At 30.7% G+C, this 26,178-nt stretch carries 23 protein-coding genes and 1 other annotated feature; of the genes, 12 read left to right on the top strand and 11 right to left on the bottom strand.

Going from position 1 to position 26,178, the window contains the following annotated elements:
- Nucleotides 1-28: 28 nt before the first annotated feature.
- From glgD to ACREVU_RS02760, 3 genes are all read right to left on the bottom strand, one after another.
- The gene (gene glgD / locus ACREVU_RS02770) at nucleotides 29-1,138 is read right to left on the bottom strand and encodes a glucose-1-phosphate adenylyltransferase subunit GlgD (protein WP_431550099.1); all 1,110 of its coding nucleotides are present in this window, start codon (nucleotides 1,136-1,138) and stop codon (nucleotides 29-31) included.
- Nucleotides 1,139-1,147: 9 nt separating this feature from the next.
- Nucleotides 1,148-2,293, bottom strand: a complete 1,146-nt coding sequence (locus ACREVU_RS02765; RefSeq protein WP_431550098.1) for a glucose-1-phosphate adenylyltransferase — start codon at nucleotides 2,291-2,293, stop codon at nucleotides 1,148-1,150.
- 216 nt (nucleotides 2,294-2,509) lie between these two features.
- On the bottom strand, nucleotides 2,510-3,721 hold the full coding sequence (locus ACREVU_RS02760) for an Nramp family divalent metal transporter (protein WP_431550113.1): 1,212 nt from the start codon (nucleotides 3,719-3,721) through the stop codon (nucleotides 2,510-2,512).
- 550 nt (nucleotides 3,722-4,271) lie between these two features.
- Between ACREVU_RS02760 and ACREVU_RS02755 the strand changes: the two genes are divergently transcribed.
- The 4 genes from ACREVU_RS02755 (at nucleotide 4,272) to ACREVU_RS02740 (ending at nucleotide 9,093) form a co-directional block, all read left to right on the top strand.
- Entirely contained in the window at nucleotides 4,272-4,853 is a 582-nt protein-coding gene (locus tag ACREVU_RS02755) for a TerD family protein (protein ID WP_431550097.1), read from the top strand.
- Between the two features lie 80 nt (nucleotides 4,854-4,933).
- The gene (locus tag ACREVU_RS02750; RefSeq protein WP_431550096.1) at nucleotides 4,934-5,512 is read left to right on the top strand and encodes a TerD family protein; all 579 of its coding nucleotides are present in this window, start codon (nucleotides 4,934-4,936) and stop codon (nucleotides 5,510-5,512) included.
- A 66-nt stretch (nucleotides 5,513-5,578) separates the two neighbouring features.
- Complete coding sequence (locus tag ACREVU_RS02745; protein WP_431550095.1) at nucleotides 5,579-6,184, top strand: TerD family protein; 606 nt, start codon at nucleotides 5,579-5,581, stop codon at nucleotides 6,182-6,184.
- 131 nt (nucleotides 6,185-6,315) lie between these two features.
- Complete coding sequence (locus ACREVU_RS02740; protein ID WP_431550094.1) at nucleotides 6,316-9,093, top strand: calcium-translocating P-type ATPase, PMCA-type; 2,778 nt, start codon at nucleotides 6,316-6,318, stop codon at nucleotides 9,091-9,093.
- 88 nt (nucleotides 9,094-9,181) lie between these two features.
- On the opposite strand, the gene ACREVU_RS02735 is transcribed toward ACREVU_RS02740, so the two are convergent.
- The 5 genes from ACREVU_RS02735 to ACREVU_RS02715 all read right to left on the bottom strand — a co-directional run bounded on the left by ACREVU_RS02735 (nucleotide 9,182) and on the right by ACREVU_RS02715 (nucleotide 14,650).
- A complete protein-coding gene (locus tag ACREVU_RS02735) occupies nucleotides 9,182-10,051 on the bottom strand; it encodes an HAD hydrolase family protein (RefSeq protein ID WP_431550093.1) in 870 nt (289 codons plus the stop codon).
- A gap of 24 nt (nucleotides 10,052-10,075) precedes the next feature.
- Nucleotides 10,076-11,215 carry a cysteine protease StiP family protein gene (locus tag ACREVU_RS02730; RefSeq protein ID WP_431550092.1) on the bottom strand — a complete coding sequence of 380 codons (1,140 nt, stop codon included), beginning with the start codon at nucleotides 11,213-11,215 and terminating at the stop codon, nucleotides 10,076-10,078.
- Between the two features lie 64 nt (nucleotides 11,216-11,279).
- Nucleotides 11,280-12,656 carry a phosphoribosyltransferase family protein gene (locus tag ACREVU_RS02725; RefSeq protein ID WP_431550091.1) on the bottom strand — a complete coding sequence of 459 codons (1,377 nt, stop codon included), beginning with the start codon at nucleotides 12,654-12,656 and terminating at the stop codon, nucleotides 11,280-11,282.
- The gene (locus ACREVU_RS02720) at nucleotides 12,601-13,692 is read right to left on the bottom strand and encodes an HpcH/HpaI aldolase/citrate lyase family protein (RefSeq protein WP_216165573.1); all 1,092 of its coding nucleotides are present in this window, start codon (nucleotides 13,690-13,692) and stop codon (nucleotides 12,601-12,603) included. The genes ACREVU_RS02725 and ACREVU_RS02720 overlap by 56 nt, the downstream gene beginning before the upstream one ends.
- Nucleotides 13,693-13,858: 166 nt before the next feature.
- Entirely contained in the window at nucleotides 13,859-14,650 is a 792-nt protein-coding gene (locus ACREVU_RS02715) for a CPBP family intramembrane glutamic endopeptidase (RefSeq protein WP_431550090.1), read from the bottom strand.
- Between the two features lie 231 nt (nucleotides 14,651-14,881).
- On the opposite strand from ACREVU_RS02715, the gene ACREVU_RS02710 reads away from it, so the two are divergent.
- Nucleotides 14,882-15,541, top strand: coding sequence for an AIM24 family protein (locus tag ACREVU_RS02710; protein ID WP_431550089.1), 660 nt, complete (start codon nucleotides 14,882-14,884; stop codon nucleotides 15,539-15,541).
- A gap of 13 nt (nucleotides 15,542-15,554) precedes the next feature.
- On the top strand, nucleotides 15,555-16,382 hold the full coding sequence (locus tag ACREVU_RS02705; protein ID WP_431550088.1) for a TerD family protein: 828 nt from the start codon (nucleotides 15,555-15,557) through the stop codon (nucleotides 16,380-16,382).
- Between the two features lie 131 nt (nucleotides 16,383-16,513).
- Here ACREVU_RS02705 and ACREVU_RS02700 read toward each other — a convergent pair whose 3' ends face one another.
- On the bottom strand, nucleotides 16,514-19,042 hold the full coding sequence (locus ACREVU_RS02700; protein ID WP_431550087.1) for a YceG family protein: 2,529 nt from the start codon (nucleotides 19,040-19,042) through the stop codon (nucleotides 16,514-16,516).
- A 154-nt stretch (nucleotides 19,043-19,196) separates the two neighbouring features.
- Nucleotides 19,197-19,475: a hypothetical protein gene (locus ACREVU_RS02695; RefSeq protein WP_431550112.1), complete on the bottom strand. Its 279-nt coding sequence runs from the start codon at nucleotides 19,473-19,475 to the stop codon at nucleotides 19,197-19,199.
- A gap of 198 nt (nucleotides 19,476-19,673) precedes the next feature.
- Here ACREVU_RS02695 and ACREVU_RS02690 point away from each other — a divergent pair, with 198 nt between their 5' ends.
- Entirely contained in the window at nucleotides 19,674-19,985 is a 312-nt protein-coding gene (locus ACREVU_RS02690) for a hypothetical protein (protein WP_431550086.1), read from the top strand.
- A 154-nt stretch (nucleotides 19,986-20,139) separates the two neighbouring features.
- Nucleotides 20,140-20,844, top strand: coding sequence for a glutaminyl-peptide cyclotransferase (locus ACREVU_RS02685; RefSeq protein WP_431550085.1), 705 nt, complete (start codon nucleotides 20,140-20,142; stop codon nucleotides 20,842-20,844).
- Nucleotides 20,845-20,920: 76 nt separating this feature from the next.
- On the opposite strand, the gene asnA is transcribed toward ACREVU_RS02685, so the two are convergent.
- Nucleotides 20,921-21,943: an aspartate--ammonia ligase gene (gene asnA / locus ACREVU_RS02680; RefSeq protein WP_431550084.1), complete on the bottom strand. Its 1,023-nt coding sequence runs from the start codon at nucleotides 21,941-21,943 to the stop codon at nucleotides 20,921-20,923.
- A 102-nt stretch (nucleotides 21,944-22,045) separates the two neighbouring features.
- Nucleotides 22,046-22,296 (bottom strand) — a binding site (T-box leader).
- Between the two features lie 233 nt (nucleotides 22,297-22,529).
- On the opposite strand from asnA, the gene ACREVU_RS02675 reads away from it, so the two are divergent.
- The 4 genes from ACREVU_RS02675 to ACREVU_RS02660 all read left to right on the top strand — a co-directional run bounded on the left by ACREVU_RS02675 (nucleotide 22,530) and on the right by ACREVU_RS02660 (nucleotide 26,045).
- On the top strand, nucleotides 22,530-23,000 hold the full coding sequence (locus tag ACREVU_RS02675) for a VanZ family protein (protein WP_431550083.1): 471 nt from the start codon (nucleotides 22,530-22,532) through the stop codon (nucleotides 22,998-23,000).
- Between the two features lie 47 nt (nucleotides 23,001-23,047).
- Nucleotides 23,048-23,485: an NUDIX hydrolase gene (locus ACREVU_RS02670; protein ID WP_431550082.1), complete on the top strand. Its 438-nt coding sequence runs from the start codon at nucleotides 23,048-23,050 to the stop codon at nucleotides 23,483-23,485.
- A 132-nt stretch (nucleotides 23,486-23,617) separates the two neighbouring features.
- Nucleotides 23,618-24,733 (top strand): NAD(P)/FAD-dependent oxidoreductase, encoded by a 1,116-nt coding sequence (locus ACREVU_RS02665; RefSeq protein ID WP_431550081.1) that lies wholly within the window; start codon nucleotides 23,618-23,620, stop codon nucleotides 24,731-24,733.
- Between the two features lie 178 nt (nucleotides 24,734-24,911).
- Complete coding sequence (locus tag ACREVU_RS02660; protein WP_431550080.1) at nucleotides 24,912-26,045, top strand: pyridoxal-phosphate-dependent aminotransferase family protein; 1,134 nt, start codon at nucleotides 24,912-24,914, stop codon at nucleotides 26,043-26,045.
- Nucleotides 26,046-26,178 lie beyond the last annotated feature (133 nt).

Here is a 26,178-nt window from a genome sequence, read left to right as displayed (position 1 = left end):
GTAACGTGTAATGTTACTGCTGCTATATTTAAAATAAGGATCTCTTTTCAATTACTAGTGGGAATTCCTCATCACCAATAAGTTGTTTGTCCTTATCTACGATTACGTTTTTATCCATAATGACATTGAAGAGTTTTGAATTTTCTCTGATTTCACAGTTTTGAAGGATAATACTGTTTTTAATTTCGGCTCCAATATGAACTTTAACTCCTCTTGAAATAATACTATTTTTAACAGAGCCTTCTATAATACAACCATCAGCAATTATGGAATTAATTACTTTGCTTTCATTTGAATACTTAGTAGGTGGTTCATCTATAATTTTTGTATAAATAGGGCCATTTTTAAAAAATAATTCTTTAGTTGCTTTCAGGTTTAGCATACCCATATTGGCTTTATAGTAAGCACTAATTGAATTAATACATTGAAGATATCCTTTGAATTCATAGGCCATAACCTTTAAATCCACAATGCTTTTGTATATGGCATCCTTAATGGTACAGTAACAACCAGTTTGTACACATTTATTTACAAGCGCTATTAAGAGAGCCTTTTTCATTATAAACATTTCCATGGAAATATTTAAGCTACTGTAGACACCTATATTTTTACCTACACTTAATACATTGCTGTTTTCATCTAAATTTAATACATCACAATCCATAAAGTTTTTTATCCCAGTACTAATATTCTTGTATATTATAGTTATATCTTGATGCTTTTCTTCATGATATTTTACAGCAGCGTCATAATCTATATTACCTAACATATAAGAGGGAGAAAGAATTACATTTTCTTCCTTGCTTCTATGTAAATACTCCATATTATTCCTAAGCATTTCTGCATCATTTAAAGCGGTATTGGCAATTCCAAAATTAAATACAAATAGTCCATTAAGTCTTCTGTCTAAATCCCAAGGTTTGCCTGAGCCTAAATGATCCACTAGTGAACGAGATTTACTTTGAGTAAAAATGCCGATATTATTAAGTCCTGAATTAACCATATTAGACAGTGCAAAATCTATAATTCTATACCTAGCGGCTATAGGAATAGAAGCAAGTGGTCTGTTCTTAGTAAGACTTATTATGTTCGTTTCATTTTCGTTTAAGTTTAATATACCCATATAATTATTAAGCATTTAATCACCTCATCTTATAACTGAATTAGCTTTAATTTCAGTGCCTTCTGCAATGAGAGTTATGTCATCAGATATACCTATAAGAGAATGGCCTCTAATGATAACATTATTACCAATTATAGCTTTATCTATAATAACATTGTCAGATATTTTTGTATTAGGCATTATGACAGAATTTAATATTTTGGAATTTTTTCCAACTGTAACTCCTTGAAATAAAACTGAATTATAAACTTCGCCTAGAACAATACAACCTTCTACTACTAATGAATTAGTAACTTTTGCTTTAGGACCTATATATTGAGCTGGGTTTGTAGGGTTTATGGAATATATTTTCCAAGTTGCATCATGTATATTTAGTTCGTTATTATCATCTATTAAATCCATATTTGCTTCCCAAAGGCTTTTAATGGTACCGACATCTTTCCAATAGCCTTTAAAAGGATATGCATATAGTTTTTTTTCATTATTAAGCATAGCAGGTATGATATTTTTACCAAAATCATTATTAGAGTGCTTATCGTTTTCATCATCCTTTAGAAAATTTTTAAGGAATTTCCAATTGAAGATATATACACCCATAGAAGCCATATTATTTTTTGGGTTTTGTGGTTTTTCTTCAAATTCATATATTTTATTATCTGATGTAGTATTCATTATTCCGAATCTAGATGCTTCCTCTAATGGGACTTCAATGACTGCAATAGTTGCATCAGCACATTTTTCTTTATGGAAATTGAGCATTTTTGAATAGTCCATTTTATAAATATGGTCTCCAGAGAGAATAAGTACATATTCGGGGTCATAAGAGTCTACAAAATTTGTATTTTGATAAATTGCATTAGCAGTGCCTTTATACCAGTCTCCTCCAGAGTCATGCATATAAGGGGGAAGAAGCGTAACACCACCACAATTTCTATCTAAATCCCAAGGAGCTCCTACTCCTATATGAGAATTTAGTGCAAGTGGTTGATATTGTGTTAATACCCCAACTGTGTCAATTCCAGAATTTGAACAATTACTTAGTGTGAAATCAATAATTCTATACTTACCTCCAAAAGGTATTGCAGGTTTTGCCGTATTTTTAGTAAGTAGTTTAAGTCTACTGCCTTGTCCACCTGCTAGAATCATAGCTATCATCTCTTTTTTTGGCATTTTTAATACCCCCCTTATCAAAAGTATCTACAATAACTAACTAATAAGCTTGTCTATTTTTTCTAGTATGCTTAAAGTTTAATTACACTATTTATTTATGTATATTACAAAGAAGGTAATTAAATGCCTTTTAAAATAAAAAAACAGAGGTTACTGTAAATGAAAAAGGGAACTAGGCACATATTAGCCCAATTCCCTTTTATATATTTTGTAAAATTATAATATATAACTTAATAATAGCATTATGTTAAGTCCGGTTACTATAAGTCCAATAATCCAAAGTGCAATTTTATCAAATCTAGTATTTGCATATTTGCCCATAACTTTTTTAGAAGAAGTTAAATATATTTGGAGAAATATAGTTATAGGAAGTTGCACACTTAAGAGCATTTGTGAGTAGATGAGACCTTTAAAAGGTTCTGTTATAAAAAATATAACTACTGCAGCTCCGATTAAAGTAATGCCAACCCCAAGCTTGGTATGTATATCGGTAATATCATAAGGTTCACTAAATATTCCGGCAAAAATACTACCACCAGCCATACCTGCAGTAACTGAGGATGAAATCCCGGCAAATAGTAGAGCCAAAGCGAACACCACGGAGGCCGTATTCCCAAGTAAAGGGGTTAGCATTTGCTGAGCTTGGCTAAGCTCTGTAACATTAATCTTTTGTGTAAAGAAAGTAGCTGCTGCGATAAGTATCATTGAACTATTTATAGCCCAGCCAACTATCATGGAGAAAAAAGTATCCATAAATTCATATTTTAATTGCTTTTTAATAATTGTTTCATCTTTTAAATTCCATTGACGACTTTGAATTATTTCTGAGTGAAGAAATAGATTATGAGGCATAACAACAGCGCCTAGAACACTCATTATTATTGGAATAGATCCCATAGGAATAGAGGGCTTTACCCAGCTTATCATTGCTTTTCCCCATTCGATGTGAACAAGGCTTAATTCGAATATAAAAGATATTCCTATTATAGAAACAAAACCAATAATCCATTTTTCTAATTTCTTATAAGAGTTTGTAAATAGCATCCATAAAATCAAACATAAAACTAATACCGTTCCAAGTTTTATGGGGATACCAAATAGCATGTTTAAAGCAATAGCGCCACCAAGAAGTTCAGCAAGGGCAGTTGATACTGCAGCTAGGACTGCAGAGCCAAGCACTATTTTATTAAGTTTTGGTTTTAAGGTGGCAGTAGAGGCTTCTGCTATGCAATTTCCTGTAACAATTCCAAGATGGGCAGCATTATGCTGAAGAACAATTAGCATAATGGTTGATAAGGTTACCATCCAAAGTAGAGTATAGCCATAACTGGCACCGGCAGAAACATTTGCTGCCCAGTTTCCGGGGTCTATAAATCCTACAGTTACAAGTAGTCCAGGTCCGATATATTTAATGAAGTCTAATGCCATAAACTTAGGTTTATGGTCATCTTTTAAAAGGTTTTTAATAGTTGATAAATTCACTGTAACACTTCCGTCCTATATTATTGTAGTTACTATATAATATATATTATATAGTAACTATTATTTAAATCAACATTAAAAAACTAATATATAAAAATATACTATATTAAGAATGTCTTTTTATCGTATAGATTGTATATTTATGATAAAAAAATCTAGTATATTAGAATTAATAGTTTTAATATTTAATTGTTCACTAAAAATATACAAAAAAGTAAAGGATATTTGACCACATAGCCTACTGTTTAGTCAGAAATGATGTTATAATGGAATTAATGAGCGTTGCTTTATTCTAGTTAGATTATTTTTTGTAATTTATACTAAAATAAGGTTTTTTTCATAAATGCTCAGATAAAATGATTAATGTCTGTATTTTTGGAAATGATTAATAATATGCTGTTTATTTTTTAAAAGTATAATAAGTTGATTAAGTACTATATTTTATACTATAAAAGTTTAATATAGCCACTTTGGTGGTTTTGAGGAGGAATTTATTATGGCAATTAGTTTGAAAAAAGGTCAAAAGGTGGATTTAACAAAAACTAATCCAGGCCTTGTTAATGTTATTGTTGGACTTGGGTGGGATACTAATAAGTATGATGGAGGAGCGGCTTTTGATTTAGATGCAGCAGCTTTCCTTGTTGGACCAAATGGAAAAGTATCATCTGATAATGATTTTATTTTTTATAACAATCCTAAAGATGCGGCAGGATCTGTATCTCACTTAGGTGATAACAAGACTGGTGAGGGTGAGGGTGATGATGAGCAAATTAAAATAGAACTTAGTAAAGTACCAGCCAGCGTTGAAAAAATCAATTTTACCGTAACTATTCATGAAGCTGCTGAAAGAGCTCAGAACTTTGGACAAGTCTCTAATGCATTTATAAGAATTGTAGATGAAACTAGTAATGAAGAATTAATAAGATATGATTTGAGTGAGGATTACAGTGTTGAAACTGCAGTAGTTGTAGCCGAACTATATCGTAATAATGGAGAATGGAAGTTTAGTGCAGTAGGTAGTGGGTTTGAAGGTGGACTAAGCGCACTTTGTAGTAATTTTGGAATCAGTGTAAACTAACTGCATCGAAGATGATGACTAACTTCATTGAAAATGATGACTATAGCATTGAAAATGATAACTAATAAGGGGGAATAACCATGACAATTAACTTAAGTAAAGGCCAAAAGATTGATTTAACAAAGACTAACCCAAGTTTAAAGAAAGCAATAATAGGACTAGGTTGGGATACAAATAAATATTCAGGAGGAGGCGATTTTGATTTAGATGCCTCAGCTTTTTTAGTAGGTGCAAATGGAAAAACCAATAATGATCTAGATTTTATATTTTATAATAATTTAGAGCATTCATCAGGTGGAGTTATACATACTGGTGATAATAGAACTGGAGAAGGGGAAGGCGATGATGAACAATTAATCGTTGAATTTTCTAAAGTACCTAAAGATATTGAGAAGATTGCAATTACAGTTACTATACATGATGCAATAGCTCGTGCGCAAAACTTTGGTCAGATTTCTAATGCTTTTGTTAGAGTAGTAAATGAAGAAACTAATGAAGAAATCATTAGGTATGATTTATCAGAGGATTTTTCAGTAGAAACTGCTTTAGTATTTTGTGAAATATACCGTAATAATGGAGAATGGAAATTTAGTGCAACTGGAAGTGGTTTTCAAGGCGGATTGTCAGCTCTTTGTAAAAATTATGGCCTTGATGCGTAAAACAATATAATACTTAAATTAATCAGTGTAAATTAGTGCACTATATATTTAAAGGAGATGGGGAAAATGGGTATAAATTTACAAAAGGGTCAAAGAATAAGTTTAACAAAAGATAATCCTGGTTTAAAAAAGACAATGGTGGGTCTTGGATGGGATCCAGTAAAACAAAAGGCCAAGGGATTGCTGGGAGGCTTATTTGGAGGTACTCAAGCAGAAATAGATTGTGATGCTTCTGTGTTTATGTTAGATGCAAATGACAAGCTTAAATCCAAAGAAAATATAGTTTATTTTGGAAATTTAAAAAGTAAATGTGGTAGTGTTCAGCATATGGGAGACAATCTTACTGGTGGTGGCGATGGGGACGATGAGCAGATTATGGTTGACCTATCGATGGTACCTCAAAATATAGCCAAGTTAGTTTTTGTTGTTAATATCTATGCTGCAGCTCAACGTAAACAACATTTTGGTATGATAGAAAATGCGTTTATACGTTTAGTAAATGTTACAGACAATAAAGAAATGATCCGTTTTAACTTAACAGAAGAATATCATGGAAAAATTGGTTTATATGTTGCAGAAATTTATCGAAACAATGGAGAATGGAAATTTATAGCAGTAGGCGAGGGCGATGCATCTGCTGGATTAAACGAAATGGCGAAAAAATACCAATAGAGTTTAATGAATTGTAGATTAATATAGCTATTTATTTATAAACAAAATTACTAGTGTAGAAAATGACATGTCCATCATTTTCTACATTTTAGTTTGAAAGAAATTCTACAAATTACTGAAGGGTGGATAATATGAAATATTTTAATGAGCAGAGCTTGAAAGTCTTAGAGGAGCTTAAAGTTGATGGGGGTGCTGGATTATCCAGTTCTGAAATTAAAGAGAGACTAGAAAAATATGGTCCTAATGAATTTACTAAACAAGAAAGAGGATCTATATGGGATAGCATTAAGGAAGCAATAATGGAGCCTATGATGATAATACTTTTAGTGGCAGCTGTTATTAGTGCGCTAGTAGGGGAAGGTCAAGATGCTATTGGTATAGTATGTGCCGTAGCAATAGGGATTGGTATAGGAATCTTTACGGAAGGTAAATCACAAAAGGCTGCAGATGCACTTTCAAAAATGACAGAAAATATAGAAGTAAAAGTGACACGCGATGGTAAGATTATTCAAGTCAATAAAAATGATTTGGTACCTGGCGATATAGTTTTAATTGAAACTGGAGATATGGTACCAGCAGATGGGAGACTTGTAAGCAGTATAGATTTAATGGTTAGAGAGGATATGCTTACAGGAGAATCAGAGGATGTAAGCAAAGATGACCAAGTAATAATAGAAATGGAAAATATAAAAACCAAAGATAAAAATATTGTACAAGACCCTATTCCAGCAAAACAACTGAATATGGTTTTCGGAGGAACGCTTGTTGCTTATGGTAGAGCTAGCTTTGTAGTTACGTCTACAGGTGATAATTCTGAAATGGGAGAAATAGCTAAGAATCTTGAAGAAAGTGATTTGCAAACACCACTTCAAGCAAAACTTGGAGATTTGGGTGGTAAGATTTCAAAGGTTTCAAGTGCTATAGCTGCTATATTATTTATAGTTATGATTATAAAAATGGTGTTAGCAAAGACTATATCACCGGACACTACAGGAATATTTGCATTTTTACAATCTGTCGAACCCATAAAAACTGCTTTTGTTGTATGTGTAGCATTAATTGTTGCAGCTGTTCCAGAAGGACTTCCAACAATGATAAATATGACACTTGCAATTACTATGCAGAAAATGGCTAAGATAAATGCACTTGTTACTAAAAAAGAAGCTTGTGAAACAATAGGATCTGTAAGTGTAATATGCTCAGATAAAACAGGTACTCTTACTCAAAATAGAATGACTGTAGAAAAAGTTTATCTAAATGGTAAGTTTAGGGGAAGAGACGAACTCAGCGACAGTAATAACTACTTTATAGATAACTGCCTTGTAAATTCTACTGCAGATATTGAAAAGGATGATTCAGAAGTTAAATATTTAGGTAGTGCCACAGAATGCGCTCTTCTTTTATACAATGATGCCTGTGACTATGTACAAGAAAGACAAAATGCAACAATAGCTCATCAAATACCATTTAGTTCAAAGAGTAAAAGAATGAGTACAGTTATAGAAGAAGAGGAAGGTTCCACAGTTTTAACAAAGGGAGCCCCAGAAATTATTCTGGAATTATGTAAATATGAACATATTAATTGTGTTGAAAAAGAATTAGATGCAGCTAGAAGGCGCGAAATACTAGATGAAATTGAAGAACTTCAGAAAAAATCTATGCGAGTACTTGGTTTTGCATATGGCAATATAAGTGGCGAAGTAGCTATGGCTTCTGAGCAAGGAACTTTAGAAGATGATTTAGTGTTTACAGGTTTCGTAGGAATAAGAGATCCACTAAGGCTTGATGTTAAAAAAGCTATAGAAACTGCAAGGCATGCAGGAGTTGCTACAAAAATGCTTACAGGAGATAACATTAATACAGCTATTGCTATAGGTGAAGAATTAGGCTTGCTTGAAGGAGCTAATAGGGCAGTAGAAGCTACTTATATAGATACATTATCAGACGAGGAACTTAAAGATGAAATATCTACTATTTCAATAGTAGCACGTTCAAAACCTGATACGAAAATGAGAATAGTTATTGCACTTCAAAGTATTGGAGAGGTAGTTGCAGTAACTGGAGATGGAATAAATGATGCTCCAGCCCTTACAAAAGCAGATGTAGGTATAGCTATGGGTATAGCTGGAACAGAAGTTAGTAAAAATGCAGCAGATATAATTTTAACAGATGATAGTTTTGGAACTATTGTTAAAGGAATTAAATGGGGGAGAGGTATTTATGAAAACTTCCAAAGATTTATACAATTCCAGATAACTGTAAATATAATTGCATTTTTAACAGCTATTTTATCAGTAGTATTTGATTTCCAAATGCCATTCACTACTATACAACTCTTATGGGTAAATATCATAATGGATGGACCACCAGCACTATCACTTGGACTAGAACCAGTAAGAGATGCTGTTTTAAATAGAAGGCCTACAAATAGAAATGCTAGTATTATAACTAAACAAATGTTGAGAAGCATGATTTCTAACGCACTCTATATAACGTTAGTTCTCATGATTCAGATGAAATTTGATATACTAGGAGCGGGATTTCCAAAAGAGGGAGTTACTGGACCAAACCAGATGCAGACAGTATTATTTGCATTATTTGCTTTTAGTGCATTATTTAATGCATTTAATTGTAGAGAATTTGGTACAGATAGCATATTGCCTAATATAACAAAAAACACTATATTCTTAAAGATAATTGCGGGTACAGCTGTAGCACAAATTATTATAACAGAAGTATTTTCAAAATTCTTTAATGCAGTGTCTTTAAGCGCTACTATGTGGCTAAAGATAATTGTTTTATCTTCACTTATTATAGTAATAAATGAAATAGTAAAATTGATTTCGAGGCCTTTTTCAAAGAAAGAATCACAAATGGAATCAGAGTCAGAGGAAAAAGCAGCAGCTTAATATTTTTTAAATAGCTTTATAAAAAAATCCACGTTATTGAGTAAAATCAATAATGTGGATTTTAATTTTTAAAATTAAGTATGAATGCTTATCCAATGTAGGAATATACACTATGATGTGAAGTATCATTAATTTCGTGGAATTTTGCATGTACTTTATCTAAAATTTCTTCACCTGCAAATATACCAGATGTTTTTGTTATACACACAGAGTCATCAAGTTTTTTAATGGGAAGATTTTTTAGAAGTTCACCATGGGAAGGAACTATTCCATAATTTGAATGCTGGATCATAGGGTAGTCTAGTAATGAATCACCAGCAGATATGTATACATTTATATTTTCGAGTTTCATGATATAATTTATAGGATCATATTTGTTTATACAATTAGGTACTATATATACCTTTTTTCCTTGTTTTGATAGATTATAATTATGTTTTTCACAAAAGTTACGTAAAATTTTAAAATAATCTAAAGCAATTTCTCCCTTTGAAAAGCTAATAGCTAGTTTGTCCTCATCCAAGATGGAGTAAATAAACATGTCTTCACAAGTTTTATAGGATTTAACAAAGTCAGTTTCTAAAAAGAAACTACACAATTTTATCATAGTGCTAGTAGATATAACTTTATTAAATTTAGCAGAACTTATATCTGTCCAAGCTTTGAGTTCGTTACCATGCTTAAGGATTATGCCTCCATTGGCTACAATTGCATACTTGGGTTTTATTACATCATAAAAATATTTCATTCGGGAATACTGCTCTGGGGATCTTGTGGTTACTGGTATAAAAAGCATAGACTCATTTATATGTTCTAGTTTATCCTGTATAGGTTTAGTAATAAAACTGCAGTTATTATTATTATAGAAATCCACAGGAAGGAGCTCTTCTTCATTAATAAGGTTACAATGCCTTGAGGAATATATAAGGGTGCTATCAAGGTCTGAGGCAAATATCATAAAAACACATCCTTTGATTACTTTTTACATATCTTCTTTTTCTTTTGATTTAATAATGCCACAGCAGGAATAACACATATCGGTATAAATTTCTACAGGGATATTCTTTTCCTCTGCTAACTTAAATATGTGCTTTAAATTAGGATTTTCAAGGGAATCAACTAGTATTTTCCAAGGTATTCTTCTTAGGAGAACTCTTGTTGTTTCACCAATTCCTGGCTTTATAAGATTAATGTTATTAATGTTAAATATATTTTTTATACTTTCAATGTCACGTAGGCCTTTACAGTTTAATAAATTATTATCAAACTCGATATCAGTAGCAGCCTCTGCAATATCTTGTGTGCATAATAACTCAGATAGATAAGTCTCATCTATGTCTTTAAAACAGTTACATATTTCATCTATATAGAAATTAGAAACATCCACTGATTTTAATTCACTATAGAACTTGGTACCATGAAAATCAGTACTACTAATATATTTATCATTAAGTACAGTCCTACTTACCAGCCCTGAAACTGTAGAATTAAGACAAGCACTTGGAATTAAAAAATCCTCTCTTGTACCATAGATAAGGGTGCAGTGAGCGGGATCAGATAGTACTGCTAGGTTTGAATTAAGGCTTATATTAAAATCTTTATAAAGCTCCTTGCAAGCTTTTGTTAAGGTATGTTGAATAACCCCTTTTCCTGTCCATCCATCAATGAATTGTATTTCAGATGCGTCGTGATATTTTAATATATGGGCAAGTGCGTTTTTATCTATGCCTTTATCACGTATTATAGAAATACTGTAATGCGGGATACATATATCATATTTAAACTGTATATATCTTTTAATTAATATGCCAATAGGAGTACCGGCTCTAGCAAGAGAAACCAAAACAAGTTTTTTCCCTCTGTCAGCTATAATTTTCTCGCTTAATATAGAAACTAGATAAGCTAGTTTAGTTTTTGATCCTTGTAGGGTACTATAGAAAATATCCATGTATTCTTTTGAAGGAATATATTCTATGGGGAGCATTTCAGAATAATGGGTACCACTTTGTATAGCATTTTCTCTAAATTCGTTATCTTGTTCTACTATAAGGTTTGATATGTCTTTAAGAAGAAATATCACATCATCCTTAGAGTAACTTCCTGAAAAAATACATTGATTCATTTAAATACACCTCTTTTATATATTATTATAACTTATAATTTATACGGCTGAAATGATTTAGCTATTAGCCTTTCCAACATACGAAGACAATAGATTTCACATGAAAGTTTGAGAAAATCCTATTTAATTCTTCTTTTTTATCTTTAGTTAAAGGTTTTTCAGATAAGAAGAACACCTGGTCATAGAAATTATCGGGTATATTATAAAGGTAATTAGTTATTGTGTCGTCTTCAGGGCTTTGAAAAGCCACTTTGTTTTTATTACCATAAGTATCAATATTTCTAGCATGAACAGGACTTCGAGTAGTAGAGTGAAAATACACATTATCACCAAGTCCGGCGCTTATAGTGCAAGGTATATAAATAAATTCACCGGTTCCTAGGCAAAGACAGTTTCCTGAAGTCCTTTCTTTTTTTAGCACTTCAGATATTGACTTAATTTCCTCGGAAATTTTTGAATTATCTTGAGAGCTAAGTCCAAATCTACCCGTAGCTTTATTATAGCCTTCAATGTTATTATCTATTTTAAAAACGTATTCGTTGCATGGAATTAGTTTAGTGGATAGAGGAGGTACAGTTAGAGCATCGCTAACAATATCTTTTGATTTACTGCACTTAATATCTCCTTTTAGTAAGGAACATACTCGAACATCTATATTTTTTTCATCTTGAAACATTTTATAGCTTATTGCATCTCGCCAATCTAGTATTGATAATATTCCAAAAGATTTCCCAGGAAGACATTTTATTAAATTTAATGCAGATTTACCCGTAGTAAGCTCATCATCTATCAAAACTATATCTTCAAAATCATTAAAAAAATCATTTTTACAAGGGAAAAGAGAATGTTCTACTGCATGAGAATGTTCTTCATTAAAAAATAGTGCTGGCTTTATAGAAGTTATTTTTTCCCTAGTAGTATGTATATAAGATGCATTTGAAAAATTTTGAAATACTGATTGAGCAAGACCAGTAGCAGTCTCTGCAAAACCTATAAAAAGGGTTTTGTTTTTAAGTCTTATGGGTGATTGTAAAATGTGTTTGTAATCGCTTTTGTTAACAGACATATTATGATTTCTCATTGATTTTTTTTCGCTTTTTAAATCTGAATCAGTGATGTACATAGATGAATCCAAAGATATAAGCATATTTACTAATTCATCAGTAGGATAATCACAGGAGTCTTCTCTTTCATTAATCCATATACGAGCCAAAATTCCACCAATTATTTTTAAAGTATCTGGAATCATTGGCATGTGCTTACCTATGACCTTACTTACAAATAAGAAATCTCTTTTCTTATTTTCTCTAGCGGACATAGTAAAAAGCTTTGACATAGGAATATTGCAGTTGTTTTCTTCTATATTAAGTGATATATCTAGACTATTATCTATGTTGTAGTGAATTGAGTCGTTGCAACAATTCTGTGTGAGATTTTCCATCTTCATATACCCCCATTATTTTAGCTTTTAATAAAATTTCTTTAGCCCACTTTTCATGAGGTTTTATCTCATTCATCTTATTGGAATAGTCACTCTTAATTACACCATCTAGAGATGAATTAACAATATTAACAGCATCTATATAATTTTCTTTAGAAACCACCATAAGAGAATTCACTAAATTTACTTGGGTTGGATGTATAACAGTTTTACCTGTTAAGCCATTAGTTCTATCTAAAAGAGTTTCTTTAATAAGAACATTATTATTGAAATTTATAACGTTACTATAATATTCATAAACTACCCCCGAGATAACATAATTATCTCGTTTAAACACATTTATTATATCGCAAATACAGTCCCGTACAACAGCTAAATCATATACGGTAAAGTCTCTACCACGTCTAAGACTATATAATCCAGAAAAATCTGTTCCACCAATTCTAATATTTAAAACGTATTCACTATAGTTATCTATAACATGTTTTATTTTAATAAGCTCTTCTATTCGAGTCTCACTATGAATTATGCCAGGAGTTTCGAGGATTGGCATTCCGTAAAGAGTTCTTTTGTTAGATTTATTATATTTACTTAGTATAGAAAAATAGGTTACTCCAACTGTAGCATCAAATTTAGGAAATATAAAACCACAAAGTCCCACAAAGAAAGATTCATTAAGTAATTTTTTCAGTTGTTTAACGCTTCTAACTCTTATAAAAAGAAGAGGTAGGTTGTCCATAAAAGATTCATCTTCTCTTAATAGAAGAGCAATTTTCTTAAATAGACCAATAATGTTATTTTCAGCTCCTTCAACTTGGTCTGAAGATACAGAGTCCTCAATACAAAGAGTAATTGTGTGAGCTCCCATACTTTTATTAAAAAGTATGTCTTTAAGTAAATTTTCACGTGTTCCTGGCATATATAAACATGCACCTAATGCATAAGATAATTCCTCTCTTGAGGAAAATAACCCATATGATGAAGGCGATTTAAAAAAAATATCTTTTGAATTATTAATATCATTAAAATATATCATATTTATTCTCCATTTATTAAATTAATCAGCATATAAAAAAACAATTAATACTGACTGTAATACATTATTATAACATAGGTGTTTATATAATTACATATAAACACAGGAATTACTGAATATTGAATAAGTATTTAAAGCTCTGCATATAACGCATTACTGTTAATTGTTAAGCATTATTTTTGAATATAAGAGCTAATGAGAGGACCGTTATAATTGATCCTAAAATCAGAAACACTATATTATAACCATCAAAGGAGGTTATTATAAGTGGGATTACAATGGAACCAATGGAACCCAATAAATTATACATTATGTGAAATAACATTGGTGCAATAATTGATCTAGTCTTATTATATATTATAGCTAATACTACACCCATAATAAATGTATAAATACCTTGAAGCATATTACCATGTGCTACAGCAAATATAATACTTTGAAGAATTATAGCTAAAATTATATTTAAGTGGGTTTTTAATTCGTTATATATTAATCCTCTAAATAAAATCTCTTCAAATATAGGTATAATCAAAACAAGACAAACAATGCCTAAAAAAGAAGTTGCATTTAATTCTATAGCAGCACTTGTTTTCATATAACTTGGGAATTTACTTATAAGTAAATTTACCAAATTACCGGAGAATATGGCTAGTCCTAAAGAGCAAAGTACTATAAGCGAAGAGTTCTTCAAACTTATTTTCTTGAAACTACATCTTTGAAATAAATTTATCTCTTTTTTTCTAAACATAAGCACATAAATTCCAAAACCTATTATTTCAGCAGCAGCAGTTAATAAAAATCCGTCTCTTACTAATGACTCATTAATCTGAGCGTTAGTTACACTATTAAAATTAATTATTCCATAAATAATTGAATAGGTAAACGTGCATACAAATGTAGTAAGTATGTAAACCGTAAAGTATAAAACTATTTTTCCTAACATTTTTAAGTATTTCACAGTAGCCTCCTTGGGTATTTGAATTTTTTTATAAATATATATTTAACATATTGTAACATTAGTTACATTAGTATAGCAAATATTTATGGCTCGGAATAGACGTTGTATGTATTAATAGATAATTAACAAAATTATGCTATAATTGATATATAGAATTTTGTATCGAAATTTACGGAAGGATTATATAATTACAAATTAGGTACATTGTAAATAAGAAAGGGGTTAATAGGTATGTTTAACTTTAGAAATCATCAAGAACTTACTTGCGTCGCAGAGGGCGACGGACTATTTTTTGCAAAATTAGGTGCAATGGTGGCGTATAAGGGAAATTTTACTTCTGAAAAGGTATTATTAGATACAAATAGTAATCAAAGTATATTTAAATCCGTTATGAATCTAGCAGCAAGAAAGCTGACAGGAGAGAATATTCATATTATGAAAGTAAAAGGAACAGGTAGTTATTATATGGCAAACAGAGCACAACATACTACTATAATTACGCTTGGACCAGGTCAGAGTGTAGGAGTTGAAGGAGAAAATTTACTTGCTTTTACTGATGGTTGTAAATATGGAGTTAGGTTTATGGGGTCAGGGGTAATATCTCAAAAGGGTATGTTTACATCAAATTTGACAGCCATAGGCAATAATCCTCAGGTAGTTATAACTACCAATGGTAACCCAATCATTCTAGAGACACCTTGCACAGTGGATCCTGATGCAGTTGTATGCTGGACAGGCCCTGATCCAAATTTTAAAACGGATGTAAATTGGAAAACTTTCCTTGGGCAAACCTCTGGTGAATCATATATGTTAGAGTTTAATTCTCAGGGAGAAACTGTAATTATCCAGCCTTATGAGAGACAGTCGGGACTTAATGTGGCAATAGATTAAGGGAGGGGTGTTTGTGGCTATAATTATTGAAGGTAGTAATAAAAAAATAACGTCCCAAAAGAAGAAATATGGGACATTAATTATTGAAACCAGCATCAGACCAGAAAATAGTTCTACTATAGTAATGGGTGCAAAGCAGCATACAAATCAAAAAAATGTTCAAAGCAGGAATAATGAACAGCCTAAAATAACTTCTCAAAATAATGTGAATGCAGGTATAAAGCCAAATAAGAACATGGAAAAAAGAAAACTTGTGGATGTTACGAAAAGTATTAAGCTGGGAAAAGGACAAAAATTGAGTTTAAATCAAAATGCTAAAAATCTTTCGAAATTAATAGTAACTCTGGACTATAATGCAATCACAAATGGTCACAATGACTTTGATTTAGATGTATCAGTATTTATGGTGGATATAAATGATAAAACCGTAGAAAAAGACTTTATTTTTTATGAAAACACTAAGAGTACTTGTGGAGGAATAGTTATTAAAGCGGATCACAATACTTCTCTTAAAGATGCGTATAATGAAAGTATACAGTTAAACTTAAATCTAATACCGGCACACATTAAAAAATTAGCTTTTACTGTAACCATTTATGAAGCCGCGGAAAGAAATCAAAACTTTGGGCAGCTATCAGAGGGATATTTTAGAATTATAGCTGGCGATAGTAAACAAGAAGTTTTAAATTATAAATTCGATGAGAATTTATCTATAGAAACTGCAATGGTAGTAGCAGAGATATATAGATATAAAGATGAATGGAAGATTAATTGTATAGGTAGTGGATTTAGAGGAGGCCTTGCGGCACTGTGTGATAATTATGGAATAGAGACTATATAATGAGTGTGTATTACTTTTTAGACTAATTTTATAAGTTGTTTTTAAAATATCTTTAAAAAATAATAGGTGGATAGCATAGTATTCTATGCTGTCCACCTATTATTTTAATTAATTTATAATGGGTAAGTATCTTATTTGAAATTAAAAATATTAGACAAGAAGCCTTTACCTTTTTCTTTAGTGTACTTTTTCTCATCATTAAAATCAGGTAAGGGTAAATTGAAATTCACTTCTTCTAGTCTATGAATGTCATAGAATTTCTCCTTGATTTTTGATTCTATATTGTTATATCCAGTAGGGGTTAATATACTAATATCCAGTCCAAACAGATTTAGAAAGCATAGCATAATGGAATCCTCATCACTAAAAACATTCTCATTATTATCATAAATAAGAAGTTTAGGTATTTTAGATGGATAATCATATTGCTGAATTAGTTGTAGTATATTTTTATCCGTATTTAAAATAGTCATTAAAATCTTTAATTTGAAGTCTTTATCTATAGTTTTTTTTAGCATATCTGTTTTCATCAAATAATTTATTTTTTCTAAAATAACATGTTGCAGAGAAGTTTTTAAATAAGAAAATTTATAACAACTGTGGGCTAGAAGCTTTTTTTCATCCACAAAGCCACTAGTATTAAGTACAAAGGCTAAGGAATATAAATCAGTTTTAGAGTAATTCACATTAGTGAAGGGAATCTGGGCTATGAATAATGTACTATCCGCGGATTTTAAATGAAAAAAATCCTTCCAATATAAAGTTAAATCACTAGGAACACCACTTATCTTTGCAAATAAATTTGGCATATAGACAGTTTTATTCTCTACTCTAAATCCTGTACGCAGACTAGAGGGTTCATTCCATAGTTGTTTAAACTCATAAAGGGTAGTTTTAAGTGTTGCAGGTTGAGTTTTATACTCCTCAAATTGCCAGGGTCTATAAAAACCATCGCTATCAGTATAAAGAGAGTTTGATAATTCTCTAGAGGCAGTGGAAGCAATAGTTTCCTGTCTTATTAGCTTTTCTTCTTTTGGAAATTCTTTTAAATCAGCCTTGTATGGGAGTTCAGAGCACTTTGAAACTAGCTCAGTAGATTCTGTAAGGTCTAAAAATTTATCACATAGTGAATTTACGTATAGTATATCACAGCCTAATTTAGATAAAAAAATTAAAAATAAAAGCTCATGTTTTTTTATATCCCCATAATATATAATTTTGGGGTTTATAATCTCATCAGTAGCGGTATCTTGAAAGTGAAAATTCTTCAAAAGGGTTGGCACAAATTCATGAACCCAAGAAAGTAATTTAAGTGAAAAATTTTTAACTTTAGATAAGTTCAAATTCTTCTCTTCTTTGCAGTATAAATCTAATATATAACTAAAACTATTTGCCATAGAACAATTTATTGTATTATTATTGGTGGGAAAAACTTTATGTTCCATAAGCAGTGCAGCAATCTTAGTAGTTAATGAAACATCAAAAGGATCTACATGCTGCCATATATTTATACAACTGGCATTTAATTTAATATTAGAGTGTATGGGAATAGAGTCTGTAAATCTTAAGTATAGCCCACCCAGCATATTTAAGTTTTTATCTAATCTAAATAAATCATTATAATAATCATCTTCATTTTCTTTTATTCCTATGTATCTATAAAAATACACTGGGATAAAAGGCACAGCGCCTCCTAAAAATCCAATCCTTTTATTTACAGGCAAGATGATATCATTAAATATGTTCATGCTACTTTTAAGTAAGGTGTTGATAGAACCTTTAAAGGTTATAGCTAAAGGAGAAACCCTATTTTCTATAACGGGTGGCTCCTTTTTAATAACAGTTTCTCTGAGGTTACTAGTATTAGCTGCAATAGGTTTTTTAAAGTTAATGTTGATTTTCAAGTCAAGATCCCTTAACGGCTGAGTTTTAGGCAGCTTTAGTAGTTTTGAATACACATTTCGTTTATCAATTTTTGCAAACCCCATATCCGCTAGAGAATTAATATATATAACATCACAGCTTAGTTTGGATAAAAAAATCAAAAAATAAATTTCATGTTTTTTTATATCACCATAAAAAAGGACCTTAGGATTAATAATATCCTCTTCTAGTCTAGAATTATAATTAGGATTATAAAATAGTTTTGGAGTGTAGGCCAGAGCCCATCCTAATAATTTAACAGCAAAATTCTTCATTACAGTTTCTGTACTATTAGGTTCGTTTTCTAAATAAAGAGCCATGGTTTCATCGAAGCTATTTTGAATATATTCGTTAAAATAGCTATTGTTAAAATTTGAAAATAAACCTTTTGTTTTAAGAATGCTAATTAAAGTATTCCTTGCGGGCGAACTAGAGCTTAGAAGGCTATCCCAGGGTATATCTGATATAGATGTAGGCAAAATTTCCACGGGTATTCCAGCGGTGAAATTTATATATAAGTTTCCAAGAGAAGTAAGTTTATGGTTTAGTTTATTTAAATTCTCATAATAGAGCTGGCTATTTTCACTAATACCAATATATCTATAAAAATAAATAGGGATATTAGGGGATTTTGATTTAATAAACCCCTGCCTCTTATTTACAGGAACAAATATATCTTGAAATAAATTTTGTGATTCTAAGACAGATGTACTTATTTGTTTTCTAGTATTAATCAAAGCTTAACCTCCAATCTTATTCATACATCTATGGTTTGCATTGACCATAGATGTATGAATACAGTGTAATCTATATAAAAAGTCGATAATTAAATTAATTTATTATATCTAGTTTACCATTAATTTTATTATTAGTTAATAGAATAATGCTATACTATTTTTCTTTTTTCTTCTTACGACTTAAAGAAAGTCCACCGAAGCCACTAATAATAGCTATATAAAATCCAAAATCATACCACCATCCAGAATTTACAGTTTCATAAACTCGATGAGTCTTATTAAATATACCTAAAATAAGGGATATGGGTGCAATCCATCCATGCCAAATACCAGATAAAAAATTTGCAGGTTTAACTTGAGAGTAACTGCCATCACCAGGCATACATCCAACCATAAACATTGATAAACACAAAATTCCTAAAAGACCAAGCATTTTTTTTGTTTTGAATTTCATTAAAAATCCCCCTTTTTATTAAACTTATTTTTTTAGAGTTTATAAAGCTTTAAAGTTTACTTATAATACATATTTTATCATTTAGTGTATAAAAATACTACAAAACTCTAAGGCTATAATAGAAGACTATTAAAAACAAAGAATATAAATATATTAGTATTGAAAGGATGTAATAAATTGAAAATTAATGAAGAGGTAATATGTCCAAAGTGTAATAGCAAGAATTTTGAAATAAAGCATGAGGCAACCTATAGGTACACATATACAATAGATATGGTAAATGTTAATATAGAAGACGAAGAGTCAGAAAATCTTCCGTTTTTATTTGATAACAGGGAACAGACTTGCTTTAAGGAATATATAGAATGTAGCACGTGTGGTAATAAATATCCTTGCAGCATCGATAAAGAGAATCAAACTATAGATCTTACTATTATGAAAAAAGCAATAAGAGCCGATAATGTGGAAAGCCGTGAATTCCTCGGGTAAAACTCGGTGTATTACTTTATAATTTATGTGTTTGAACATATATTATGTAAATGGAGATTGTTAAGAATACATACTTTTTGTTTACATTAACATAAGTGCTGAAATGTACATATAATAATCACAAAATATAAATTATTTAGGGACGTGATGGTTTATGGTATATTTCAACAACATTCCAGTGTATTCTTATGATATTATAAACACTTATTCGCATGATGTTAGTGCCTTTACTGAGGGGTTAGTGTATGAATCTGGCTATATCTATGAAAGTACTGGGAAAGTTAATGAGTCCACACTGCGCAAGGTAGATTTACAAACAGGTGAGATTATAATATTAAACAAATTAGATGAAAATTATTTTGGTGAGGGAATTACAATTTATAAGAACAAAATTATTCAGTTAACATGGAAATCTAAAGTTGGTCTTATTTATAATAAAGACAGTTTTAATCTAATTAACAAGTTTTACTACAATACAGAAGGCTCAGGAATTACTCACAATGATGAGCATTTAATTATGAGCGATGGTACAGATGAAATATTTTTTTTGAATCCCATAAACTTTAAAAAGGTATATAGTATTAAAGTTCATGATGAAAACAGACCTATTACTAGGCTAAATGAACTGGAGTTTATTAAAGGGGAAATATATGCTAATGTATGGAAGAGTGATAAAATTGCTAGAATTTGTCCTCATAGTGGTAAAATAACTGGATGGATAGAGCTTAAAGGATTATTAAATCCTAAAGAATATAAAAATTCAGGTACACTGAATGGAATAGCTTATGATGAAAAAAGCAATCATATTTTTGTAACCGGAAAGCTGTGGCCTAAAATATTTGAAATAAAATTAGTTTAGAAAAATGCATACAAAAAACTTTAAAAACCACTGAAAATACTTATTATTTTCAGTGGCTTTTATTTGTTAGATAATGTTAAAGTAAAATTATATTTGCATTCATACAATCTTCTATCATTTCATCTGTCCATATTGAAGCTTGAACTTCGCCAATGTGAGCTTTATTTAGAAAATACATACATATTCTAGATTGGCCTATGCCGCCGCCAACAGTATATGGGAGTCTGCCTTCTAGTAGTAGCTTATGGAATTCAAATGAACTTCTCTCTTCACAACCAGCTATTTTAAGCTGCGCTCTTAGAGCTACTTCATCCACTCTTATTCCCATAGAAGAGAGTTCAAAGGCTCTTTCTAGTACTGGATTCCAGAATATGATATCTCCATTAAGGGACCAATCATCATAGTCAGGAGCTCTACCATCATGTTTTTCGCCGGATTTTAGTGTGCCTCCAATTTGCATTATAAATACTGCAGTTCTTTCTTTACATATAGCATCTTCTCTTTCTTTTGGAGTAAGAGTAGGATACAAATCTTCAAGTTCTTGCGTAGTTATAAAGAAAATCTCCTCTGGTAAAAATTTTTCTTTTTTAGGATATAATTTATGCACCTGATCTTCTGTATCTTTAAAAACTTTATAGAGATTAGTTACAATTTCTTTTAATTTGTCTAAAGTTCTTTCTTTTTTAAGAATAACCTTTTCCCAATCCCATTGATCCACATATATAGAGTGAAGGTTATCTAAATCTTCATCACGTCTTATAGCATTCATATCTGTGTATAAACCTTCGCCTACCTCAAAGCCATACCTATATAGAGCCATACGTTTCCACTTAGCTAATGAATTTACAATTTCAATAGATGTCTCACCTAAAGCTTTCATATCAAAGGAAACAACACGTTCTATGCCGTTTAGGTTATCATTTATTCCTGTATCAGATTTTACAAAAAGAGGTGCTGAGACTCTTGTAAGAGTTAACTCTTTTGCTAATCTGCTTTCAAAATAATCCTTTACTTGTTTAATAGCAATTTCTGTTTCTTTTAATCCAAGAAGTGGTTTGTATCCAACTGGAATTGCAAGTTCTTTTTTATAAGTTATCATAAATAAAACCTCCTAGTATTTTTGTGTACTTTAGTAATGATTATCATGGCCATGCCATAGTTCTTAAAAATTAAACAAAAAACAAAAAACCTCTCATCCTTGTTCTAGGACGAAAGGTTAAACTTCCGTGGTACCACCTAAATTAGCTTTAAAAGCTCACTCGTAATCAGTACGGAAAAAAGATTCGATACTGTCCTATATATAACGGTTAGGCTCCGTCCACACCTAATTTCACAAGGATTTCAGCTGGAAACTCAGAGATGTTCTTCAATACAGGCTTCGCATGGAACTCTCACTATAATCCACTCGCTTTAACTACTTCCTATATATACTGTTCTCGTCACAGTCTTTATAAAAATAACTTACATTTATTTTAACTTGCAAGTTATGATTTGTCAACATGCAAAATAAATATTTTTATGGCAATTCATAAAATTGCTAGGAACCAATTATATACGAAAATTAACTGTATCATAACTTCCTAATTTTCAATCATATTCCAGGTGTAATATTGACAAGGATATACTCTTTAAGCATAATAAAAGTATTAACAGAAAAATTTTTGAAATATTTGAGGGGTGTATATATGAAGAAAAAAAATATAAATTGGCTTTTGGTCCTAGGGTGGATGATATTAATATTTGTGTTTTCTAGCCAACCTGGTGAGGTATCAAGTGAAAATAATAAATTTGTAATACAAGTATTCAAGTTGCTTGGCCTGGACCTTAATAGCATACTTGGGACTTTGAGTGATTTTATAGTTAGAAAAGCGGCACATTTTACTGAATACTTTATTTTGTATATTTTGTTATATAAGGCTATCAATACAAAGAAAAATTGGAACATTAAAGTTTTTATTTGGAGTTTAGTTATAGTGTTTTTATATGCATGCTCTGATGAGTTCCATCAAGCTTTTGTTCCAGGAAGAGGACCTGCTTTTAGAGATGTGATGGTAGATACATGCGGTGGGCTGACAGCATTTCTGTTTTTGTATATTCGTGTCACATTAAAAAAAAGTTCTGCTCTTTTGAAAAAAGACCAGACTAAATTAAAATAAAGTTTTCTGCAACACGTAAAATACAATATATTTGGGGAGGAAAATACATGACAAGAATAGTTAGGTGTCAGGCTGTAATTTTTAAAGATAATAGGATTCTTGTACTTAGACAATACAATTATAAAAGGCAGGAAGAATATTGGATGTTACCTGGTGGAAATTTGGAGGATGGAGAAACATATGAGGAAGCTATAAAACGTGAATTAAAAGAAGAGACCAATTTAGAAGTTGAAATAAAAGGGATTATATTTGATGAACCTTCTAATGGAATGGATGAATATCAAAGGTATATAACCTTTTTATGTGTACCAATAACAGGAAGTGTTGAAAGTGTAGGTAGTGAAACTGTTAGTTTTAGAAAGATATTAGAATTAGTATGGGTTTCATTAAGTGATGAAAAGCATTGGAATGATTATATGTTGAAGAAGCAATTCTATCCTTCCATGAATAGGATAAAAGAAAGGTTAAAGATAAAGAATGTTTAAAAAAATATGTGAATTAATAGCAAATAAATACAACAAGGACTAGGAAGTATATTATAAATTAACATTATATTGCCTTATAATGTATAGAAATTATATTGAGTTGTATACTATACGTTATAGGAGGTGATTTAATTGGAAGTTGCAATAATGGGAGCTGGATTGTCAGGACTCTCTTGTGCTATAACACTAGAGAGATATGGAATTACACCAACTATTTTTGAAAAAAGAAATTGTGTGGGGGATAGATTTGTTAATGCAGAGGCAATGTTCAGTATTCTTAATAGACCTACTAAAAATTGGCTGCCTTATTTAGCAGAGAATTATCATATAAATTTGACACCTATAGATGAAGTAGATAAATTATTTATACATTCTAAAAATGAGATTGGTAGTATTGATGGAAAAATCGGACACACAAATGTACGAGGTAGACATGAGGATTCCTTTGAAAATCAATTAGCTAAACAAGTAAAAGCTAATATTAAATTTAACTCAACCTATGAATATGAAGAGCTATGTAAGAATTTTGAATATGTAGTACTCGCAACTGGAGATGGAGAATATGCTTCTAGTTTAGGTAATTACAGGTGTGACCTTACGTGCACTATAAAAGGAGCAACTGTTCAAGGTGAGTTTACTCGGAGCAATCCTCATGTGTGGTTTAATTATGAGATACTACCTAAAGGATATGGTTGGCTTATACCTTTTTCTGAAAAAGAAGCAGACCTAGTTATGGCTTATCCTGATTATCCTGACAATATAAAATTAGATATAAATGATATGTGGGGTAAATTTTATGATTTAGCATGTGTTAATTTAGATCAAAAATTTAAAATAACTGATAAATTTGAAGTTACAAGATATATGATGGGAATATGTGATAAACCTAAAATTGATAATACATATTTTGTTGGCAATTGTTTTGGTACTATTTCACCAGGATTAGGATTTGGGCAGTACGCATCAATTTTAACAGGAATATATTCAGCATATGATATCTGTAATCTAGGCAATTATGAGGAACTTTCTAAACCACTAGTTGAAAATTATAATCATTCTCTTGTTTTTAGAAGATTTATGGAGAGTTTAACTGATGACGAGATAGATTTTGGAGTTAGGAATTCAAATAAAAAACTTCTCGATAAATTTATTGATAAAATATGCAGTAATGATAGTAGTATTGAGTTGCTTAAATTTTCGACTCCACTTATGAGGTTATGGAATAATTACAAAGAATTTAAAAATTGATGTATTTAAAACAAATAAGATTATCCCCATATAAAAATAAATTATATGGGGATATATTTATAATAGTGACATTCTTATATATTATAAAGCATTGTATGCATACATTTTTTAAAATCTATTTGTAGTGATATAATTTAATACATGGTAATTAAAACTACAGTTTAAGGGAGTGAAAATTATGAAAGTGTCTCAAATAATGACTCCGGGACCTACGGAGGTAAGAGAGAACGTTAGAATGGCAAGAGCTTTAGCCACTACTAATCCGGATTTGGATTTACAGTTTTATGAATTTTATAAAGAAACTTGTGATAAAATAGGCCAGTTTTTAAATACTGATAATGAAGTAAGAATATTAAGTGGAGAGGGAATTTTAGGTCTTGAAGCTGCATGTGCTTCTCTAACTGAAACGAATGATAGAGTACTTGTAATTGATAATGGGATATTTGGCGAAGGGTTTGTAGATTTTGTTAAGATGTATGGGGGACAAGTGGTTTTCTTTAAAGGAGATAGGAAATGTAAGATAGATGTAATAGAATTAGAAAAATTTCTAGAAAAAGATCATGACTTTAAATATGCTACCGTAGTACATTGTGATACTCCTTCAGGGGTTTTAAATGATATAGATAAAATATGTCCTTTGCTAAAGAAAAATGGTATTTTAACAGTAGTAGATAGTGTAGCGGCCATGGGTGGAGAAGATATAAGAGTAGATGAATGGAAAATTGATATTGCATTAGGAGCCTCACAGAAATGTGTTTCCGCTCCAGCAGGGCTAACTTTTTTAAGTGTAAGTGAAGATGCATTTAAATTAATGCAAGAGAGGAGAACTCCAATAGCTTCTTATTATTGCAATTTACTTGTATGGAAAGATTATTATGAAAATAAATGGTTTCCGTATACACCACCAATAAGCGATATTATTGGATTAAGACAGGCTATTGATAATATCCTAGAGGATAGTGAAGTAATTATAAGACATGAGTCTATTGGTAAGGCTACAAGGAAAGCTATAATGGAAGCAGGTCTTAAGTTATACATAAAAGATGGATATTCTAATACAGTAACAGTTATAGAAATTCCTGAAGGTATAAATGATAAAGAGTTATTAAAACATATGCTTGAGGAATTTAATGTATTCATATCTGGATCATTTGGATATCTGAAAGGAAAAGTAATAAGAATAGGTCATATGGGGGAAAATGCTAAAAAGGATAAAATGGCCTATACCTTATTGGCATTACAAAACTCATTAAAGGCACTAGGTTTTCAGTGTAAAAAAGATATGGTCAATATTTTTTTAAATGAAGTATAATTAATGATATGATTAGACCACAAAAACTTGTGTTTTATCCGTTAGGATATTGGGCTATTCCAATTTTAACTTGTTTAACTTGAATATATTGTAAAATAACAGAAAAATAGCAATAAAAAATTTATTTAGGGCG

The sequence above is a fragment of the Clostridium sp. genome (assembly GCF_050717535.1).
Classification (GTDB): Bacteria; Bacillota; Clostridia; order Clostridiales; family Clostridiaceae; genus Clostridium_AD.
Note: the sequence above shows the minus strand (reverse complement) of the source record. Positions and strands in the feature narration are given on the sequence as shown.

Bases quoted from the DNA above. Each gene is read 5' to 3' on its own strand.
- ACREVU_RS02725 (WP_431550091.1), bottom strand. From the start codon at position 12,656: ATGGAAAATCTCACACAGAATTGTTGCAACGACTCAATTCACTACAAC.
- ACREVU_RS02750 (WP_431550096.1), top strand. From the start codon at position 4,934: ATGACAATTAACTTAAGTAAAGGCCAAAAGATTGATTTAACAAAGACT.
- ACREVU_RS02730 (WP_431550092.1), bottom strand. From the start codon at position 11,215: ATGAATCAATGTATTTTTTCAGGAAGTTACTCTAAGGATGATGTGATA.
- ACREVU_RS02710 (WP_431550089.1), top strand. From the start codon at position 14,882: ATGTTTAACTTTAGAAATCATCAAGAACTTACTTGCGTCGCAGAGGGC.
- ACREVU_RS02740 (WP_431550094.1), top strand. From the start codon at position 6,316: ATGAAATATTTTAATGAGCAGAGCTTGAAAGTCTTAGAGGAGCTTAAA.
- ACREVU_RS02660 (WP_431550080.1), top strand. From the start codon at position 24,912: ATGAAAGTGTCTCAAATAATGACTCCGGGACCTACGGAGGTAAGAGAG.
- ACREVU_RS02675 (WP_431550083.1), top strand. From the start codon at position 22,530: ATGAAGAAAAAAAATATAAATTGGCTTTTGGTCCTAGGGTGGATGATA.
- ACREVU_RS02685 (WP_431550085.1), top strand. From the start codon at position 20,140: ATGGTATATTTCAACAACATTCCAGTGTATTCTTATGATATTATAAAC.
- ACREVU_RS02695 (WP_431550112.1), bottom strand. From the start codon at position 19,475: ATGCTTGGTCTTTTAGGAATTTTGTGTTTATCAATGTTTATGGTTGGA.
- asnA (WP_431550084.1), bottom strand. From the start codon at position 21,943: ATGATAACTTATAAAAAAGAACTTGCAATTCCAGTTGGATACAAACCA.
- glgD (WP_431550099.1), bottom strand. From the start codon at position 1,138: ATGCTTAATAATTATATGGGTATATTAAACTTAAACGAAAATGAAACG.
- ACREVU_RS02735 (WP_431550093.1), bottom strand. From the start codon at position 10,051: ATGATATTTGCCTCAGACCTTGATAGCACCCTTATATATTCCTCAAGG.
- ACREVU_RS02755 (WP_431550097.1), top strand. From the start codon at position 4,272: ATGGCAATTAGTTTGAAAAAAGGTCAAAAGGTGGATTTAACAAAAACT.
- ACREVU_RS02760 (WP_431550113.1), bottom strand. From the start codon at position 3,721: ATGGCATTAGACTTCATTAAATATATCGGACCTGGACTACTTGTAACT.
- ACREVU_RS02745 (WP_431550095.1), top strand. From the start codon at position 5,579: ATGGGTATAAATTTACAAAAGGGTCAAAGAATAAGTTTAACAAAAGAT.
- ACREVU_RS02720 (WP_216165573.1), bottom strand. From the start codon at position 13,692: ATGATATATTTTAATGATATTAATAATTCAAAAGATATTTTTTTTAAA.
- ACREVU_RS02670 (WP_431550082.1), top strand. From the start codon at position 23,048: ATGACAAGAATAGTTAGGTGTCAGGCTGTAATTTTTAAAGATAATAGG.
- ACREVU_RS02765 (WP_431550098.1), bottom strand. From the start codon at position 2,293: ATGCCAAAAAAAGAGATGATAGCTATGATTCTAGCAGGTGGACAAGGC.